We start from the raw sequence: 17,687 nt of genomic DNA, 5'->3' as shown, positions 1-17,687 counted from the left end.
TATGAGTTGGTCAAAAGTAAAGTATTTCTTTTTTGACACACCAGAAGAGAGAGAAGCACAATATGCTTACGAAAAGGAGCAAACTGAAATGACAAAACAACAGGACCCAGAGCAGGATATTCCTTTTGCAAAGGTACAATCGAAACAAAACGTAGTAAGCATTGAAACAGCGAAACAACCTTCGAAAGTTGTTTTATTAGAGCCGCGTACGTACTCGGAAGCACAAGGGATTGCTGATCATTTGAAAGGTCGTCGTGCAGTCGTAATTAATTTACAACGCATGTCGACAGATCAAGCGCTACGTATCGTTGACTTTTTAAGTGGAACTGTATATGCAATCGGCGGGGATATTCAAAAGCTAGGTCCAAAAACATTTATATGTACGCCGGATAATGTAGATATTGTTGGAGCAATTTCTGAATTGTTTGGTGAAGAAGAAGAGAAAAATATCAAAAGGTGGTAGTGCGCTATGACGATGATTTTAACAATTTTGCTCTATCTATTCAGGTTTTATTCATATGCGCTTATTATTTATATCCTTTTATCTTGGGTTCCGGGAGCAAGAGAGTCTACATTTGGTGATTTCCTTGCCCGTATTTGTGAGCCGTATTTAGAACCGTTTCGGAGATTTATCCCACCAATTGGTGTAATTGATATTTCTCCAATCGTGGCAATACTTGTTCTAAATTTAGCAAGTTCAGGATTAGTACGTGTATTTGAGTTTTTTTTGAGGTAAGACAGTATAGATGAGCATTTATGAACATTTCAGGCCTGAAGAAACGGTTTTTGTTGATAAAGTATTAGAATGGAAGCATGCGGCAGAAGAATATCATCAAGTGAAACTTACTGATTTTCTTGATCCGCGTGAACAGCAAATTGTTTCGATGATTGTTGGATATCAAGGGGATGCTGCGTTTCAATTATATGGAGCTGCTCCCAGTGCAGAAAGAAAACGGGCGTTAATATATCCCAATTACCTTATGCCGAATGCAGAAGAATTTCAGATAGAAATATTAGAAATTGACTATCCTTCTAAATTTTATTCACTGGAGCATCGTCAAATATTAGGAGCATTTATGTCACTTGGTTTAAAGCGAGAGAAATGCGGAGATATTTGGCTCCAGAATGATCGTGCCCAAATTGTAGTTGCAAAAGAAGTCGCATCGTATATAGAAATAAATTTACAATCAATTGGAAAAATAAAAGTATCTTTATCGCCTGTACCAACTGATCATTCATTACATATAGAAAATCAGTGGAATGAAAAGTCAGGGACAGTATCATCGCTTCGATTAGATGTATTGCTAGCAGAAATATTTCATGTATCTCGTCAAAAGGTTCAGCCGTCCATTAAAAATGGTCTTGTGAAAGTGAATTGGAAAGTTGTTGAGCAATCTGCTTATGAATGCTTTCCAGGCGATGTATTTTCTGTGAGAGGTTATGGCAGAAGTAAATTACTTACTGTTGAGGGAAAAACAAAGCGTGATAAATGGAGAATTTTGTATGGAATCTTAAAATGATTTCTTTTTTTAGAAGGAAACTCTCCCATTTTGTCGAAGAAAAGATATAATTAAAAGAGGAAATTTTAGATAACCTACTTGGAGGTGGCGTTTGTGCCGTTAACACCGTTAGATATTCATAATAAGGAATTTAGCCGTGGTTTTCGTGGCTATGATGAGGATCAAGTAAATGAATTTCTTGATCAAGTCATCAAAGATTATGAATTAGTAATTCGTGAGAAGAAGGCGTTAGAAGAAAAAGTCGCACAACTTGAAGGGAAATTAGAACATTTCTCTAATATTGAAGATACATTGAATAAATCTATTGTTGTAGCGCAAGAAGCAGCAGAAGAAGTTAAGCGTAATGCTCAAAAAGAAGCGAAATTAATTGTTCGTGAAGCAGAGAAGAATGCGGACCGTATTATTAATGAAGCACTTGTAAAATCAAGAAAAGTTGCATTTGATATTGAAGAATTAAAAAAGCAAGCAAAAGTGTTCCGTACACGTTTCCGTATGCTATTGGAAGCGCAGCTTGAAATGTTAAACAATGATGATTGGGACAAGTTAATTGAGTTAGAAGAAGAAGTAGATGAGCTTCTTAAGAAAGAAGAAACAGTGTAAGCTTGACGTTTTTCGTATTATTACATATAATTCTATACAACATAATTTTTTAGAAAAACGAAGATAGGGATAAGTACTTTTTTCATACCTTATATAGCGAACTGAGGACGGTGGAAGCTCAGGATAAGGAGAGAATGGGAATATCACCCTGGAGTTCCTCGCTGAACAACCAAGTAAGTAGAGGCGTGTATTCGCGTTAAGAATATAAAGAGGATTACTATATGTAGTAGTCTACTAGGGTGGTACCGCGGGAGACCTTCTCGTCCCTTTTTGGGGGATGAGAAGGTCTCTTTTTTATTCCATTTATTTAGAAAAAATATCATTCTTTTATATATTCAAGGAGGAATTAAGCATGGAGTATAAAGACACATTATTAATGCCAAAAACAGAGTTTCCAATGCGTGGAAATTTACCGAAACGTGAGCCTGTCATGCAAGAGCAATGGGCTGAAATGAGCATTTATGAAAAGGTACAAGAACGCACAAAGGGACGTCCACTATTTGTGCTACATGATGGACCGCCATATGCGAACGGCGACATTCATATGGGACATGCGTTAAATAAGGTATTAAAAGACTTTATTGTTCGCTTTAAATCAATGACGGGATACTGTGCACCATATGTACCAGGTTGGGATACACACGGATTACCAATTGAGCAAGCTTTAACAAATAAAGGTGTTAAGCGTAAAGAAATGACAGTTGCTGAATTCCGTAAACTTTGTGAAGAATATGCATACGAACAAGTAAATCGTCAGCGCGAGCAATTTAAACGTTTAGGTGTACGCGGTGATTGGGATAATCCATACATTACATTAAAACCAGCATATGAAGCACAGCAAATTAAAGTATTTGGTGAAATGGCGAAAAAAGGTTATATCTATAAAGGTCAAAAACCTGTTTACTGGTCTCCAACGAGTGAGTCTGCATTAGCTGAAGCGGAAATTGAATATAAAGATAAGAAATCTGCATCTATTTATGTGGCATTCCCTGTAAAAGATGGAAAGAATGTTTTAGAAGGCGACGAAAAATTCATTATTTGGACAACGACACCTTGGACGTTGCCAGCAAACTTAGGTATTTCTGTTCATCCAGAACTTGAATACAGCATTGTAAAAGTCGCAGATGCGAAGTATATCATTGCTTCTGAGTTATTTGAAACAGTTGCGAAAACATTAGAGTGGGAAAATGCTGAAGTTGTGAAAACAGTAAAAGGTAGCGAACTGGAATATACAACGGCAAAACACCCATTCTATGACCGTGATTCTCTTGTTATGCTTGGTGAGCATGTCACAACAGATGCTGGTACGGGGTGTGTACATACAGCACCTGGACATGGGGAAGATGATTTCCTTGTTGGAAAGCAATACGGTTTAGAAGTTCTTTGTCCAGTTGATGATAAAGGTGTATTAACAAGCGAAGCTCCTGGATTTGAAGGATTATTCTACGATAAAGCAAATAAACCAATCACAGAAAAATTAGAAGAGGTTGGCGCGTTATTAAAATTAACATTTATTACGCATTCTTATCCGCATGACTGGAGAACAAAACAACCAATTATTTTCCGTGCAACTGCACAGTGGTTTGCATCTATTGAAGCGTTCCGCAGTGAATTATTACAAGCTGTGGAAGAAACGAAATGGGTACCAGCTTGGGGTGAAACACGTCTTCATAACATGGTTCGTGATCGCGGTGACTGGTGTATTTCTCGTCAACGTGCATGGGGTGTTCCGATTCCTGTATTCTATGCAGAAAATGGTGATCCAATTATTACGGATGAGACAATTAATCATGTAGCAGGGTTATTCCGTGAACATGGTTCGAATGTATGGTTTGAACGTGAAGCGAAAGATTTATTACCAGAAGGTTTTACACACCCATCTAGTCCAAATGGCGAATTCCGAAAAGAAACAGACATTATGGATGTATGGTTTGATTCTGGTTCATCTCATCAAGCTGTATTAGAAGAGCGTGATGATTTGCAGCGTCCAGCTGATTTATATTTAGAGGGATCTGATCAATATCGCGGTTGGTTTAACTCTTCACTCTCAACAGCAGTTGCGGTAACAGGAAAAGCACCGTATAAAGGAGTTTTAAGTCACGGCTTCGTATTAGATGGTGAAGGCCGTAAGATGAGTAAGTCTATTGGAAACATTGTTGTACCGAAGAAGATTATGGACCAATTAGGCGGCGATATTTTACGTTTATGGGTATCTTCAGTTGATTACCAATCTGACGTACGTATTTCTGATGATATTTTAAAACAAGTAGCGGAAGTATATCGTAAAATTCGTAATACATTCCGTTTCTTATTAGGAAACTTAGCTGATTTTGATCCAAGTAAAGATGCGGTATCTGCTACAGAACTTCGTGAAGTAGACCGCTACATGTTAGTGCAATTAAATGACTTAATTACAAAAGTAAAAGATGCTTATGAAACATATGAATTTGCTGCTGTATATCATGCGATTCATAACTTCTGTACAATTGATTTAAGTTCATTCTATTTAGATTTTGCAAAAGATATTTTATATATCGAATCAGAAAATAATCACGACCGTCGTGCAATTCAAACGGTACTATATGATGTACTGGTTGCATTAACAAAACTTGTAACGCCAATTTTACCGCATACAGCAGATGAAGTATGGCCATATATCCCTGGAGTAGTAGAAGAGAGCGTCCAATTAACTGATATGCCAGAAGCTGTAGAAGTAGAGGGTGCTGAAGAGTTAAAAGGAAAATGGGATGCATTTATGACACTTCGCGATGATGTACTAAAAGCGTTAGAAGATGCACGTAATGCAAAAGTAATTGGTAAATCATTAAATGCAAGTATCACACTTTACCCAACAGCAGAAATGAAAGAATTGTTACAATCCATAACAGAAGATGTGAAACAATTATTTATCGTTTCTGAGTACCATCTTGGTGGAACGATGGAAGAAGCACCAGCTGCTGCACCGAAATATGAACATACAGCTGTTGTTGTAGCGCAAGCAACTGGTGAAACGTGTGAACGTTGCTGGGTTGTCTCTGAAACAGTAGGAAGTAATGCGGACCATCTAACACTATGTAAGCGTTGCGGAGAAGTTGTAACTGAACATTATGTAAAATAATGCAATGAGGAAAATCGACTGCATACAAGGCAGTCGATTTTTTTCTTCCTTGGAAGGAAAAATGTGTGTGCGGTAATCGTGTGCGTTTCGGATAAACTAACGATACATTCCAGCCGGGAGGGACGCACTTGTGACTGACACATACATGGAGATTCAAGTAGAACTACAATTAATGCAGCGAGAATTACAGGAGAGATTAGCTAAAGAAGAGTTGTATGCATATGATGTAGAATTTGGTCAGGAATTGCTAGGTATGGCGAAAACAGATGTGAAAAATAAATTATTATTGCATGATATGAGGGAAGATTTAAAAGATATAGAGCGAGCACTTTGGAAAATGGAAATAGGTATGTATGGAATTTGTGAGGAAACCGGACAAAGAATGACACTTAAACAATTAAAGGGAATGCCAACAGCACGTACAATTTATGAGTGTTTTTATGAAAAGGTAAAAACAATTTAAAGATAACAATATTATATTACCTAATTCATTTTATTTTATGCTCCAATGCGATGCTTCATTGTGAAAACATAGCAGCTATGCTAAAATTTTGAGGTACACTGTCATTGTGGGGGAAACGAAAATGATATATTATTTAATAGCTTTATTTGTGATTGCCATTGATCAAGTATCAAAATGGATTATCGTGAAGGAAATGGAATTAGGTGAGAGCATTCCGATTATTGATAATGTGCTGTATATAACGTCTCACCGCAATCGCGGAGCTGCATGGGGCATTTTAGAGAATAAAATGTGGTTCTTTTATGTTATTACAGTTATCTTTGTTATTTTTATTCTGTTTTATATGAAGAAATACGCAAAGACAGACAAGCTTCTCGGTATTTCGCTTGGGCTTATTCTAGGCGGAGCAATTGGTAATTTTATTGATCGTGTCGTGCGAAAAGAGGTTGTTGATTTTATTCATACATATATTTTTTCGTACAACTTCCCAGTATTTAACGTTGCAGACTCGGCATTATGTGTAGGTGTGGCGTTAATTATTATTCAAACATTACTAGAAGGAAAGAAAATAAAGGAGTAAATAATGAGCGAAGTAGTACAAGTAACAGTTTCAGAAGAGCAAAAGAGTGAACGGATTGACAAATTTGTTGCTGGAGTGAATAATGAATGGTCTCGTTCACAAGTACAACAATGGATTAAAGACGGTGTTGTAACGGTAAATGGAAAAGATGTTAAAGGGAACTATAAAGTAAAAACAAATGATGAAATTACAGTTACCATTCCAGAACCAGAGTCATTAGATATTCTTCCAGAAGATATGAATTTAGAGATTTATTATGAGGATAGTGATGTACTTGTAGTAAACAAACCGCGTGGTATGGTTGTGCATCCTGCACCAGGGCATACGAGCAGCACGTTAGTAAACGGCTTAATGTATCACTGTAAAGACTTATCAGGTATTAACGGTGTAATGCGCCCTGGGATTGTGCATCGCATTGATAAAGATACATCTGGGTTATTGATGGTGGCAAAAAATGATATGGCACATGAAGCGCTTGTTAACCAGCTTGTAGCAAAAACAGTAACAAGACGTTATCAAGCAATTGTTCATGGTGTTATTCCGCATGATAAAGGAACGATTGATGCACCAATTGGTCGTGATAAACAAGATCGTCAAAGTATGACCGTTGATGATAAGGGAAAACATGCTGTGACTCATTTCCGTGTATTAGAACGTTTTAATAACTTTACTCATGTGGAGTGTCAATTAGAAACAGGCCGTACGCATCAAATTCGTGTACATATGAAATATATTGGTTATCCACTTGCAGGTGATCCGAAATATGGTCCGAAGAAAACATTTGATATAAATGGTCAAGCACTACATGCAGGTATTTTAGGCTTTATTCACCCGCGCACAGGTGAATATTTAGAATTTGAAGCACCAGTTCCACCAATTTTTGTAGATCTTCTAAATGATTTGCGAAAATAAATATTGACAATCGTTATAAAAACTGACATAATAACAGCAGTTGAATAAGTCCTTTAACACAACCCCGTGAGGTTGAGAAGGTAACGGTTTGAAATACATAGGGTATATTTGTACCCTTTTTCAGAAGACCCTCTCGCACACGACGAGAGGTTTTTTTATACCATTCCTCTCATGCATGAAAAAAGCCTGGAGGTGAAGAACATGCAAGAAAAAGCAGTGGTACTAGATGATCAAATGATTCGCCGCGCTTTAACACGCATTAGTCATGAGATTGTAGAACGCAATAAGGGTGTTGAAAATTGTGTTCTAGTTGGGATTAAAACACGCGGTATTTTCATCGCACAGCGCTTAGCAGAACGAATTGGTCAAATTGAAGGAAAAGAAATGGCCGTCGGTAAATTAGACATTACGTTATATCGTGATGACTTAACTTTGCAATCTAAAAACAAAGAACCGCTTGTAAAAGGTTCAGACATTCCAGTTGACATCACAAATAAAAAAGTTATTCTTGTTGATGACGTATTATATACAGGAAGAACAGTGCGAGCTGCTATGGATGCGTTAATGGACATTGGTAGACCATCACAAATTCAGCTAGCTGTTCTTGTAGATAGAGGTCACCGTGAACTGCCAATTCGCGCTGATTATGTTGGGAAAAACATTCCAACATCAAGCGAAGAACGTATTGAAGTAGACCTTCAAGAAACAGATAAACAAGATCGAGTAAGCATATACGAAAAAAAATAAAGCCCTTTTAAATGTAGTCCCGTGAGGCTGCCAAAGGGTCTTGACTTTCATATGTCTAATTTGACATACGTAAGTATAGGACTCTTTGTGCATAGTCACAAAGAGTTTTTTTATTGTAAGTTTTCAGGTATTGGAGGAGGAGATATCAATGGAACAAAAGCCAGTGTTAGATATTCATGAAATACCGAAACCAGGAAAATGGTTATTGTTAAGTATACAACATTTATTCGCCATGTTCGGGGCAACGGTGCTTGTGCCATTTTTAACAGGGTTAAGCCCAGCAGTTGCTTTAATATCGAGTGGAGTAGGAACACTAGCATTCTTACTTGTGACGAAAGGGCAAGTACCAGCTTACCTTGGATCATCGTTTGCATTCATTGCACCGATTATTACAGCAAAAGCAGCAGGTGGCCCAGGAGCAGCTATGCTTGGCGGAATGATGGCAGGGCTTGTCTACATGTTGATTGCACTTGGAATTAAAAAGTCTGGATCAAACTGGATTATGAATCTCTTACCACCAATTGTAGTTGGTCCAGTTGTTATGGTAATTGGACTGGGGCTTGCACATACCGCGGTAAATATGGCAATGAATAATGCAGATGGAAAATATAGCTTTACACACTTTTCAGTTGCACTCGTAACATTAGCAATTACAATCATCTGCTCAATTTTTGGAAGAGGCTTCCTTAGCATCATACCAGTTTTAATTGGAATCATAGGTGGTTATATCTTTGCCTACTTCCAAGGCTTAGTTGATTTGAAACCAGTGGTAGAAGCAAAATGGTTCGATGTACCAGACTTCATAGTACCATTTGTCACATATACACCGGAGTTTTCGTGGAAATTAGTACTAGTAATGGTACCAGTTGCGGTCGTAACAATTTCAGAACATATTGGGCATCAAATTGTACTTGGAAATGTTATAAATAGAGATTTGATTCAAAAACCAGGTTTACACCGCTCTATTATGGGTGATGGCATTGCAACATTTATCGCATCAACAATTGGAGGACCACCAAATACAACATACGGTGAAAACATTGGGGTACTTGCGATCACAAGAGCATACAGTGTGTACCTATTCGTCGGATCAGCAATATGTGCAATTATCTTCGGATTTATTGGGAAAATCTCAGCGCTTATCCATTCGATTCCAACACCGGTAATGGGCGGTGTATCAATCTTACTCTTCGGTGTGATTGCATCAAGCGGTTTACGTATGTTAGTAGATGAGAAAACAGATTTCGGAGATAAACGTAATCTAATGATTGCGTCTGTCATATTAGTAATTGGCATTGGCGGTGCAGTACTTCATATTGGTCAATCTTTCCAAGTGGAGGGGATGGCTCTTGCGGCAATCGTGGGAGTACTGTTAAATCTCGTTTTACCTGAAATGAAAGAGAAAAAAAATCAAAGCAGATTGCTTCATAAAGACAGCCTTTTAATTCAGTCCTGTGAGACGGAAAAGGGTGTGTAGTTTGTTACACCCTAGTCTCACAAGATTAGGGTGTTTTTATGCAGTTAATATTATATAAATTCACAAGTGCTATGATAAAAATCAGAAAGATGAGGGATGACAATGAACCATTTGTTAACGATGAGTGAGTTATCGGAGCAGGAGATTTCAGAAATTCTAAAAGATGCAGAAGATTTCGCAAGCGGAAAGGGCATAAAAGCGACAGAGCAAACGTTTGTCGCAAACTTATTCTTTGAGAATAGTACGAGAACACGTTTTAGCTTTGAAGTAGCAGAGAGACGTTTAGGACTTGATGTTCTCAACTTCTCAGCAGAGTCTTCTAGCGTGCAAAAAGGAGAAACATTGTACGATACGGTAAAAACACTAGAATCGATAGGAACAAGTGCTGTTGTCATCCGCCACGAGCAAGATCGATACTTTGATGAACTTAGAGAGCAAGTGAATATTCCAATCTTAAATGCAGGTGATGGATGTGGAAATCATCCAACACAATGTTTGCTTGATCTACTAACGATAAAACAAGAATTTGGAACATTTAAAGGACTGAAAATTGCAATTGTTGGAGATATCAGTCATAGCCGAGTAGCACGTTCAAATGCAGAAGCGTTAACGAAATTAGGAGCAAGCGTTTATTTTGCAAGTCCAGAAGAATGGAAAGACGAAACGAACACATTTGGAACGTACAAAGCATTAGACGAACTAATTCCAGAAGTTGATGTAATGATGTTACTACGCGTGCAGCATGAGCGTCATGATCACTATGAAACAGACATTATGAAAGAGTATCATGAAGAACACGGTTTAACGATTGAACGTGAGAAACGCATGAAGCCAGGAAGCATTATTATGCACCCAGCACCTGTGAACCGTGATGTAGAAATTGCAAGTGAACTTGTCGAGTGTGAACGCTCACGTATCTTTAAACAGATGGAAAACGGTGTTTATGTAAGAATGGCTGTATTAAAACGCGCATTACCAAATGTATTAGGAGGAATGAAACATGAATTATTTGTTTAAAAATGGTCGCTATGTAAATGAAGAGGGAATTATCGTGACAACAGACCTTCTCGTACAAGACGGTAAGATTGCGAAAGTAGCAGAAAACATTACTGCTGAAAATGTAGAAGTGATTAATGTAAACGGAAAATTAATTGCACCTGGGTTAATTGATGTACACGTACATCTTCGCGAACCGGGTGGTGAGCATAAAGAAACAATTGAAACAGGTACACTTGCGGCAGCAAAAGGTGGATTTACAACAATTTGTGCAATGCCGAATACGCGTCCTGTACCAGATAGTAAAGAACATATGGAAGATTTACAAAAACGAATTCAAGAAAAAGCACACGTTAATGTATTACCGTACGGTGCTATTACAGTGCGTCAAGCAGGTTCTGAAATGACAGACTTTGAAACATTAAAAGAACTTGGTGCATTCGCATTTACTGATGATGGAGTAGGCGTACAAGATGCGAGCATGATGCTAGCTGCTATGAAGCGTGCAGCAAAATTAAATATGGCAGTTGTTGCACACTGTGAAGAAAATACGTTAATTAATAAAGGTTGTGTACATGAAGGGAAGTTTTCTGAGAAACACGGATTAAACGGTATCCCATCAGTATGTGAATCTGTACATATTGCCCGGGATATATTACTTGCAGAGGCGGCGGATTGCCATTATCACGTATGTCACGTAAGTACAAAAGGATCTGTACGAGTGATTCGTGATGCAAAACGTGCTGGAATTAAAGTAACAGCAGAGGTAACACCGCATCACTTAATATTATGTGAAGATGATATCCCATCAGCTGATCCAAACTTTAAAATGAACCCACCGCTTAGAGGAAAAGAAGACCAAGAAGCGTTAATTGAAGGATTATTAGATGGAACGATTGATATAATAGCAACAGATCATGCACCGCATGCGGCGGAAGAAAAAGCACAAGGTATTGAAAGAGCACCGTTCGGAATTACTGGTTTTGAAACAGCATTCCCATTACTATATACAAACCTTGTGAAAAAAGGAATTATCACATTAGAACAGTTAATTCAATTCTTAACAGAAAAACCAGCTGACACATTTGGTTTAGAAGCAGGTCGCCTGCAAGCAGGAAGAGCAGCTGATATTACAATTATCGATTTAGAACAAGAAGAAGAGATTGACCCAGAAACATTCTTATCAAAAGGAAAAAATACGCCATTTACGGGCTGGAAATGTCAAGGATGGCCGATTATGACATTAGTTGACGGTAAGATCGCATGGCAAAAGGAGAGTGCATTAGTATGAAAAGACAGCTTATCTTAGAAGATGGAACAGTATTAATTGGAAAAGGTTTCGGAGGAGAAATCGAAAAGTCAGGTGAAGTTGTATTTACAACTGGAATGACTGGATATCAAGAAACACTATCTGATCCATCATACTGCGGTCAAATTGTAACATTTACGTACCCATTAATCGGAAACTACGGCATTAACCGTGATGATTTCGAATCAATTCATCCATCTGTAAATGGTTTAATAGTAAACGAAATTTGTGATCACCCATCTAACTTCCGTAATGAAATTTCGTTAGATGATTATTTAAAAGAAAGAAACATTCCAGGATTAGCAGGAATTGATACAAGAAAATTAACACGAAAAATTCGTCAATATGGAACATTACGCGGACGTCTTTGCAACATGGATGTGGATGTAGAGTACATCGTTAGCCAATTAAAAGAGACAGTCTTTACAGATCATGTGAAAAGCGTATCAACAAAAGATCCATATCCAAGTCCAGGCCGTGGTCATCGCGTTGTACTTGTAGACTTCGGTATGAAGCATGGTATTTTACGAGAACTAAATAAACGTGACTGTGATGTAATTGTTGTACCATACAATACAACGGCTGAAGAGATTTTACGTCTTAGCCCAGATGGAATTATGTTAAGTAATGGACCTGGGGATCCAAAAGATGTACCAGAAGCAATTGAAATGCTAAAAGACATTATCGGAAAAGTACCATTATTCGGGATTTGCCTTGGCCATCAATTGTTCGCTCTAGCATCTGGTGCAAATACAAGCAAGTTAAAATTCGGTCACCGTGGTTTAAATCATCCAGTAAAGCATCTTGCAACTGGAAAAGTAGCCATTACTTCTCAAAACCATGGTTACGCAGTAGAAGAAGAATCAGTTAAAAGTACAGATCTTGAAATTACACATGTAGCTTTAAATGATGGAACAGTAGAAGGTCTTCGTCATACGAAGTTCCCAGCATTTACAGTGCAATATCATCCAGAAGCATCAGCAGGACCAGAAGATGCAAACAATTTATTTGAAGACTTCTTAACAATGATCGAAAACTTTAAGAAAGAAGGGGAAGAGTTATGCCAAAACGCCTAGACATTAACACAATTTTAGTAATCGGATCAGGACCTATTGTAATCGGGCAAGCAGCTGAGTTTGACTACTCTGGAACGCAAGCTTGTCAATCTCTTAAAGAAGAAGGTTACAAAGTAATCCTTGTAAACTCTAACCCAGCAACAATTATGACTGATACTGCAACAGCAGATAAAGTATACATTGAGCCTTTAACATTAGAATTTGTAAGCCGTATTATTCGTAAAGAGCGTCCAGATGCAATCTTGCCAACACTTGGCGGACAAACGGGACTAAACATGGCTGTTGAACTTGCGAAATCAGGTGTACTAGAAGAGTGCGGAGTTGAAATTTTAGGAACAAAATTATCAGCAATTGAGCAAGCGGAAGATCGTGATTTATTCCGTACATTAATGCAAGATTTAAACGAACCAGTACCACCAAGTGAAATTATTCATACGCTTGATGAAGCATATGAATTTGTAAAAGTAATTGATTATCCAGTCATTGTTCGCCCTGCATTTACGCTAGGCGGAACTGGCGGTGGTATTTGCCATAATGAAGAAGAGTTAATTGAAATTGTAACAAGTGGTCTAAAACATAGTCCAGTAACACAATGTTTATTAGAAAAAAGTATCGCTGGTTTTAAAGAGATTGAATATGAAGTAATGCGTGATGCAAACGATAATGCGATTGTAGTATGTAACATGGAAAATATCGATCCAGTTGGTGTGCATACAGGAGATTCCATCGTTATTGCACCAAGCCAAACATTAAGTGACCGTGAATATCAAATGTTACGTAATACTTCATTAAGAATTATTCGTGCATTAGGAATTGAAGGTGGATGTAACGTTCAGCTTGCATTAGACCCACATAGTTTCCAATACTATGTAATCGAAGTAAATCCACGTGTAAGTCGTTCATCTGCATTAGCATCAAAAGCAACAGGATATCCAATTGCAAAATTGGCAGCGAAAATTGCAGTCGGCTTAACACTTGATGAGATTGTAAACCCGGTTACACAAAAAACATATGCATGCTTTGAACCAGCATTAGACTATGTTGTTTCTAAAATTCCACGCTGGCCATTTGATAAATTTGAATCGGCAAACAGAACGCTTGGCACACAAATGAAAGCGACTGGGGAAGTCATGTCAATCGGTCGTAATTTAGAAGAATCATTATTAAAAGCAGTTCGTTCTTTAGAGCTTGGTGTTTATCATTTAGAGCTTGATCACTTAAAAGAGCTGGATAAAGAAACAATGAAAAAACGTATTATAAAAGCAGATGATGAGCGTCTGTTCGTTGTAGCAGAAGCGATTCGTCAAGGTGTAACGCAAGAAGAAATTAATGCATGGTGTGAAATGGACTTCTTCTTCTTACAAAAAGTTGAAAACATCGTAAACATGGAGCGTAACATTAAAAATCATGTAGGTGATATGGAAGTATTACAAGAAGCAAAAGCAATGGGATTCAGCGATCATTACATCGCAGCTGCTTGGGGTAAAACAGAGCGTGAAATTTATGATATGCGTAAAGAAAACAGTATGACACCAGTATTCAAAATGGTAGATACATGTGCAGCAGAATTTGAATCCGCAACACCTTACTACTACAGCACATATGGTGATGAAAACGAATCAATCGTGACAGAGCGTAAAAGTGTAGTCGTTCTTGGTTCTGGTCCAATTCGCATCGGTCAAGGTGTCGAGTTTGACTATGCAACAGTTCATTCTGTATGGGCAATTAAAGAAGCTGGTTACGAAGCAATTATTATAAATAATAACCCAGAAACAGTTTCAACAGACTTTAGTATTTCAGATAAATTATATTTTGAACCACTTACAATTGAAGATGTAATGCACATCATCGATTTAGAACAACCAGAAGGCGTAATCGTTCAATTTGGTGGGCAAACAGCAATTAACTTAGCGGCAAAATTACAAGAGCGCGGCGTGAAAATTTTAGGTACATCGCTAGAAGATTTAGACCGTGCAGAAGATCGTGATAAGTTTGAAGCAGCTTTAACAGAGTTAGGCATTCCACAGCCAGTTGGAAAAACAGCAACGACTGTAGAACAAGCGGTAGAAATCGCTGAAGAAATTGGTTACCCAGTATTAGTAAGACCATCTTATGTACTAGGTGGACGTGCGATGGAAATCGTATATCGTCAAGAAGAACTACTACACTACATGAAAAATGCGGTTAAAGTTCATGCGGATCATCCAGTATTAATTGACCGTTACATGGTTGGTAAAGAAATTGAAGTAGATGCAATTTCAGACGGTGAAAATGTATTCATTCCAGGTATTATGGAACATATTGAACGCGCTGGAGTTCACTCTGGTGACTCAATTGGAGTATATCCACCGCAAAGCTTATCTGCAAAACTGAAAGAACAAATTATCGAAAATACAATCGCACTTGGAAGAGGATTAAACATTGTTGGATTACTGAATATCCAGTTTGTAGTATTCAAAGACGAAGTGTATGTAATTGAAGTAAACCCACGTGCGAGCCGTACAGTACCATTCTTAAGTAAAATTACAGGCGTACCGATGGCGAATATCGCAACAAAAGTTATTTTAGGTCAAAATCTTGTAGAACAAGGATATGAAACTGGATATCGTCCAGAAGAGAAAGAAGTGTATGTAAAAGCTCCGGTATTCTCTTTTGCAAAACTACGTTCTGTTGATACAACATTAGGACCTGAAATGAAATCAACAGGGGAAGTAATGGGTAAAGATTTAACGCTTGAAAAAGCATTATATAAAGGACTTGTTGCTGCCGGAATCAATATTCCAACGCACGGATCTGTAATCATCACAGTAGCAGATAAAGATAAAGAAGAAGCAATGGAAATTGCAAAGCGATTCCATGAAATTGGCTATAATTTATTAGCGACAGCAGGAACTGCGAAATCATTAACAGACCAAGGCGTTCCAGTTCAAGTTGTAAACAAAATTGATTCTGAAGACTACAATTTGCTTGATATTATTCGCCAAGGAAAAGCGCAATTTGTTATTAACACATTAACAAAAGGAAAACAACCAGCACGTGATGGCTTCCGTATTCGTCGTGAGTCTGTAGAAAATGGTGTAGCATGTTTAACATCACTTGATACAACAAGAGCGATTTTACGAGTACTAGAGTCTATGACATTTTCAGCTCACGCAATGAAAGAATTTGCGGGGGCTGAGCGTCACGAGGTGGTACATGCATGATGCAAAAGCAAAATATGATCGTCGTTAACCAAAAAGAAATCGCAAAAAATATTTACGAGCTCGTGCTTCAAGGTGATTTAGTACAGCACATGAACGAACCTGGGCAGTTTGTACACATTAAGGTAGCAGAGGGCATTACGCCCCTCTTGCGCCGCCCAATTAGTATTTGCAATGTAGATCAAGAGAAAAATGAATTTACAATGCTATACCGTGCAGAAGGACAAGGAACAAAAACATTAGCAAAGAGAAAACAAGGTGACCTTGTAGACGTATTAGGGCCATTAGGTCATGGATTTCCAGTAGAAGAAGCAGAGGTAGGACAAACAGCTTTATTAGTTGGGGGCGGGATTGGTGTGCCACCACTTTATGAATTATCACAACGCCTTGTTGCAAAAGGTATACGTGTCATTCACATCTTAGGCTTCCAAACGAAAGATGTCGTCTTCTACGAAGATAAATTTGCAGAACTTGGTGATACGTATGTTGCAACAGTCGACGGTACACATGGTACAAAAGGCTTTGTAACAGATGTAATTGATGCATATGGAATTGACTTTGACATTCTTTATTCATGTGGACCACTGGCAATGCTACGTGCATTAGAAGGCCGTTATAAAGAGAAAAAAGCCTATATTTCCCTAGAAGAACGTATGGGCTGTGGAATTGGGGCGTGTTTCGCATGTGTATGCCACTTGCAAGAAGATCCAAGCGGACATTCTTACAAGAAGGTGTGTAGCGACGGGCCAGTATTTCCAATCGGGGAGGTTGTACTATGAACAGATTGCAAATTGAATTACCAGGATTATCATTGAAAAATCCAATCATCCCGGCTTCTGGTTGCTTTGGGTTTGGTCGTGAGTATGCACAATTTTACGATTTAAGTGTACTTGGATCAATCATGATTAAAGCAACAACAGAGCAACCTCGTTATGGAAATCCAACGCCTCGCGTTGCTGAAACACCAGGTGGAATGTTAAATGCAATTGGACTTCAAAATCCAGGTCTAGAAAAGGTAATGACTTCCGAATTACCTTTTCTAGAGCAATTCGATCTTCCTATTATTGCGAATGTTGCTGGGTCACAAGCTGAAGATTATGTAGCAGTTGCAAAGGAAATTTCGAAAGCACCAAATGTTCATGCGCTAGAATTAAATATTTCTTGTCCAAATGTGAAGACAGGTGGAATTGCTTTCGGTACAGTACCGGAAATTGCAGCAGATTTAACGAAACGTGTAAAAGAGGTATCTGAAGTTCCGGTATACGTAAAGCTATCACCGAACGTTGCAAACATTGTTGAGATTGCAAAAGCAATTGAAAACGCGGGGGCAGACGGATTAACGATGATTAATACATTGCTTGGCATGCGTTTAGATTTAAAAACAGCAAAACCAATTTTAGCAAATCGTACAGGTGGATTATCTGGACCAGCGATTAAACCAGTTGCAATTCGCATGGTGCACGAAGTGAGTCAAGCTGTTAACATTCCGATTATCGGAATGGGCGGTATTGAATCGGCGGAAGATGTAATTGAGTTCTTTTACGCTGGTGCAAGTGCAGTAGCAGTTGGCACAGCCAACTTCGTTGATCCGTTTGTATGTCCAACAATTATTGAAGAATTACCAGCACTTTTAGATGAATTAGGATTTGAACACATTTCGGAATGTCGTGGAAGGAGCTGGAAGTAAAC

At 38.2% G+C, this 17,687-nt stretch carries 15 protein-coding genes, 1 pseudogene and 1 other annotated feature; all 16 genes and pseudogenes read left to right on the top strand.

The features are described 5' to 3' along the window. The first annotated feature begins 1 nt into the window (after position 1). The 16 genes and pseudogenes from PLX19_RS09240 (at position 2) to pyrD (ending at position 17,685) form a co-directional block, all read left to right on the top strand. Positions 2–463, top strand: coding sequence for a cell division protein SepF (locus PLX19_RS09240; protein ID WP_272188221.1), 462 nt, complete (start codon positions 2–4; stop codon positions 461–463). A gap of 6 nt (positions 464–469) precedes the next feature. Continuing rightward, positions 470–736, top strand: coding sequence for a YggT family protein (locus PLX19_RS09235; RefSeq protein ID WP_272188220.1), 267 nt, complete (start codon positions 470–472; stop codon positions 734–736). A 10-nt stretch (positions 737–746) separates the two neighbouring features. Beyond that, entirely contained in the window at positions 747–1,520 is a 774-nt protein-coding gene (locus PLX19_RS09230) for a YlmH family RNA-binding protein (protein ID WP_272188219.1), read from the top strand. A 93-nt stretch (positions 1,521–1,613) separates the two neighbouring features. After that, positions 1,614–2,120, top strand: a complete 507-nt coding sequence (gene divIVA, locus PLX19_RS09225; protein WP_098916275.1) for a septum site-determining protein DivIVA — start codon at positions 1,614–1,616, stop codon at positions 2,118–2,120. Between the two features lie 51 nt (positions 2,121–2,171). Beyond that, positions 2,172–2,391, top strand: a binding site (T-box leader). Positions 2,392–2,472: 81 nt separating this feature from the next. Next, entirely contained in the window at positions 2,473–5,238 is a 2,766-nt protein-coding gene (gene ileS, locus PLX19_RS09220) for an isoleucine--tRNA ligase (protein ID WP_272188218.1), read from the top strand. A 130-nt stretch (positions 5,239–5,368) separates the two neighbouring features. Next, positions 5,369–5,701 carry a molecular chaperone DnaK gene (locus tag PLX19_RS09215; protein WP_272188217.1) on the top strand — a complete coding sequence of 111 codons (333 nt, stop codon included), beginning with the start codon at positions 5,369–5,371 and terminating at the stop codon, positions 5,699–5,701. A gap of 121 nt (positions 5,702–5,822) precedes the next feature. After that, a complete protein-coding gene (gene lspA, locus PLX19_RS09210; protein ID WP_272188216.1) occupies positions 5,823–6,281 on the top strand; it encodes a signal peptidase II in 459 nt (152 codons plus the stop codon). Positions 6,282–6,284: 3 nt separating this feature from the next. After that, entirely contained in the window at positions 6,285–7,193 is a 909-nt protein-coding gene (locus PLX19_RS09205; protein ID WP_272188215.1) for an RluA family pseudouridine synthase, read from the top strand. A gap of 201 nt (positions 7,194–7,394) precedes the next feature. Then, a complete protein-coding gene (gene pyrR / locus PLX19_RS09200) occupies positions 7,395–7,940 on the top strand; it encodes a bifunctional pyrimidine operon transcriptional regulator/uracil phosphoribosyltransferase (protein ID WP_272188214.1) in 546 nt (181 codons plus the stop codon). A 148-nt stretch (positions 7,941–8,088) separates the two neighbouring features. Next, positions 8,089–9,414, top strand: a pseudogene (locus PLX19_RS09195) (solute carrier family 23 protein); the annotation flags it as partial. Between the two features lie 105 nt (positions 9,415–9,519). Then, entirely contained in the window at positions 9,520–10,434 is a 915-nt protein-coding gene (locus PLX19_RS09190) for an aspartate carbamoyltransferase catalytic subunit (protein ID WP_272188212.1), read from the top strand. Further along, positions 10,418–11,704 carry a dihydroorotase gene (gene pyrC / locus PLX19_RS09185; protein WP_272188211.1) on the top strand — a complete coding sequence of 429 codons (1,287 nt, stop codon included), beginning with the start codon at positions 10,418–10,420 and terminating at the stop codon, positions 11,702–11,704. The genes PLX19_RS09190 and pyrC overlap by 17 nt, the downstream gene beginning before the upstream one ends. Continuing rightward, the gene (locus PLX19_RS09180) at positions 11,701–12,798 is read left to right on the top strand and encodes a carbamoyl phosphate synthase small subunit (protein WP_272188210.1); all 1,098 of its coding nucleotides are present in this window, start codon (positions 11,701–11,703) and stop codon (positions 12,796–12,798) included. The genes pyrC and PLX19_RS09180 overlap by 4 nt, the downstream gene beginning before the upstream one ends. After that, on the top strand, positions 12,783–16,001 hold the full coding sequence (gene carB / locus PLX19_RS09175; protein ID WP_272188209.1) for a carbamoyl-phosphate synthase large subunit: 3,219 nt from the start codon (positions 12,783–12,785) through the stop codon (positions 15,999–16,001). Before PLX19_RS09180 ends, carB begins: the two co-directional genes overlap by 16 nt. Beyond that, positions 15,998–16,777: a dihydroorotate oxidase B electron transfer subunit gene (gene pyrK / locus PLX19_RS09170; protein ID WP_272188208.1), complete on the top strand. Its 780-nt coding sequence runs from the start codon at positions 15,998–16,000 to the stop codon at positions 16,775–16,777. The genes carB and pyrK overlap by 4 nt, the downstream gene beginning before the upstream one ends. After that, positions 16,774–17,685, top strand: a complete 912-nt coding sequence (pyrD, locus tag PLX19_RS09165; RefSeq protein ID WP_272188207.1) for a dihydroorotate oxidase B catalytic subunit — start codon at positions 16,774–16,776, stop codon at positions 17,683–17,685. The genes pyrK and pyrD overlap by 4 nt, the downstream gene beginning before the upstream one ends. The last annotated feature ends 2 nt before the right edge of the window (positions 17,686–17,687 follow it).

This window comes from Bacillus sp. BP-3 (genome assembly GCF_028401955.1).
Taxonomy (GTDB): domain Bacteria; phylum Bacillota; class Bacilli; order Bacillales; family Bacillaceae_G; genus Bacillus_A.
Note: the sequence above shows the minus strand (reverse complement) of the source record. Positions and strands in the feature narration are given on the sequence as shown.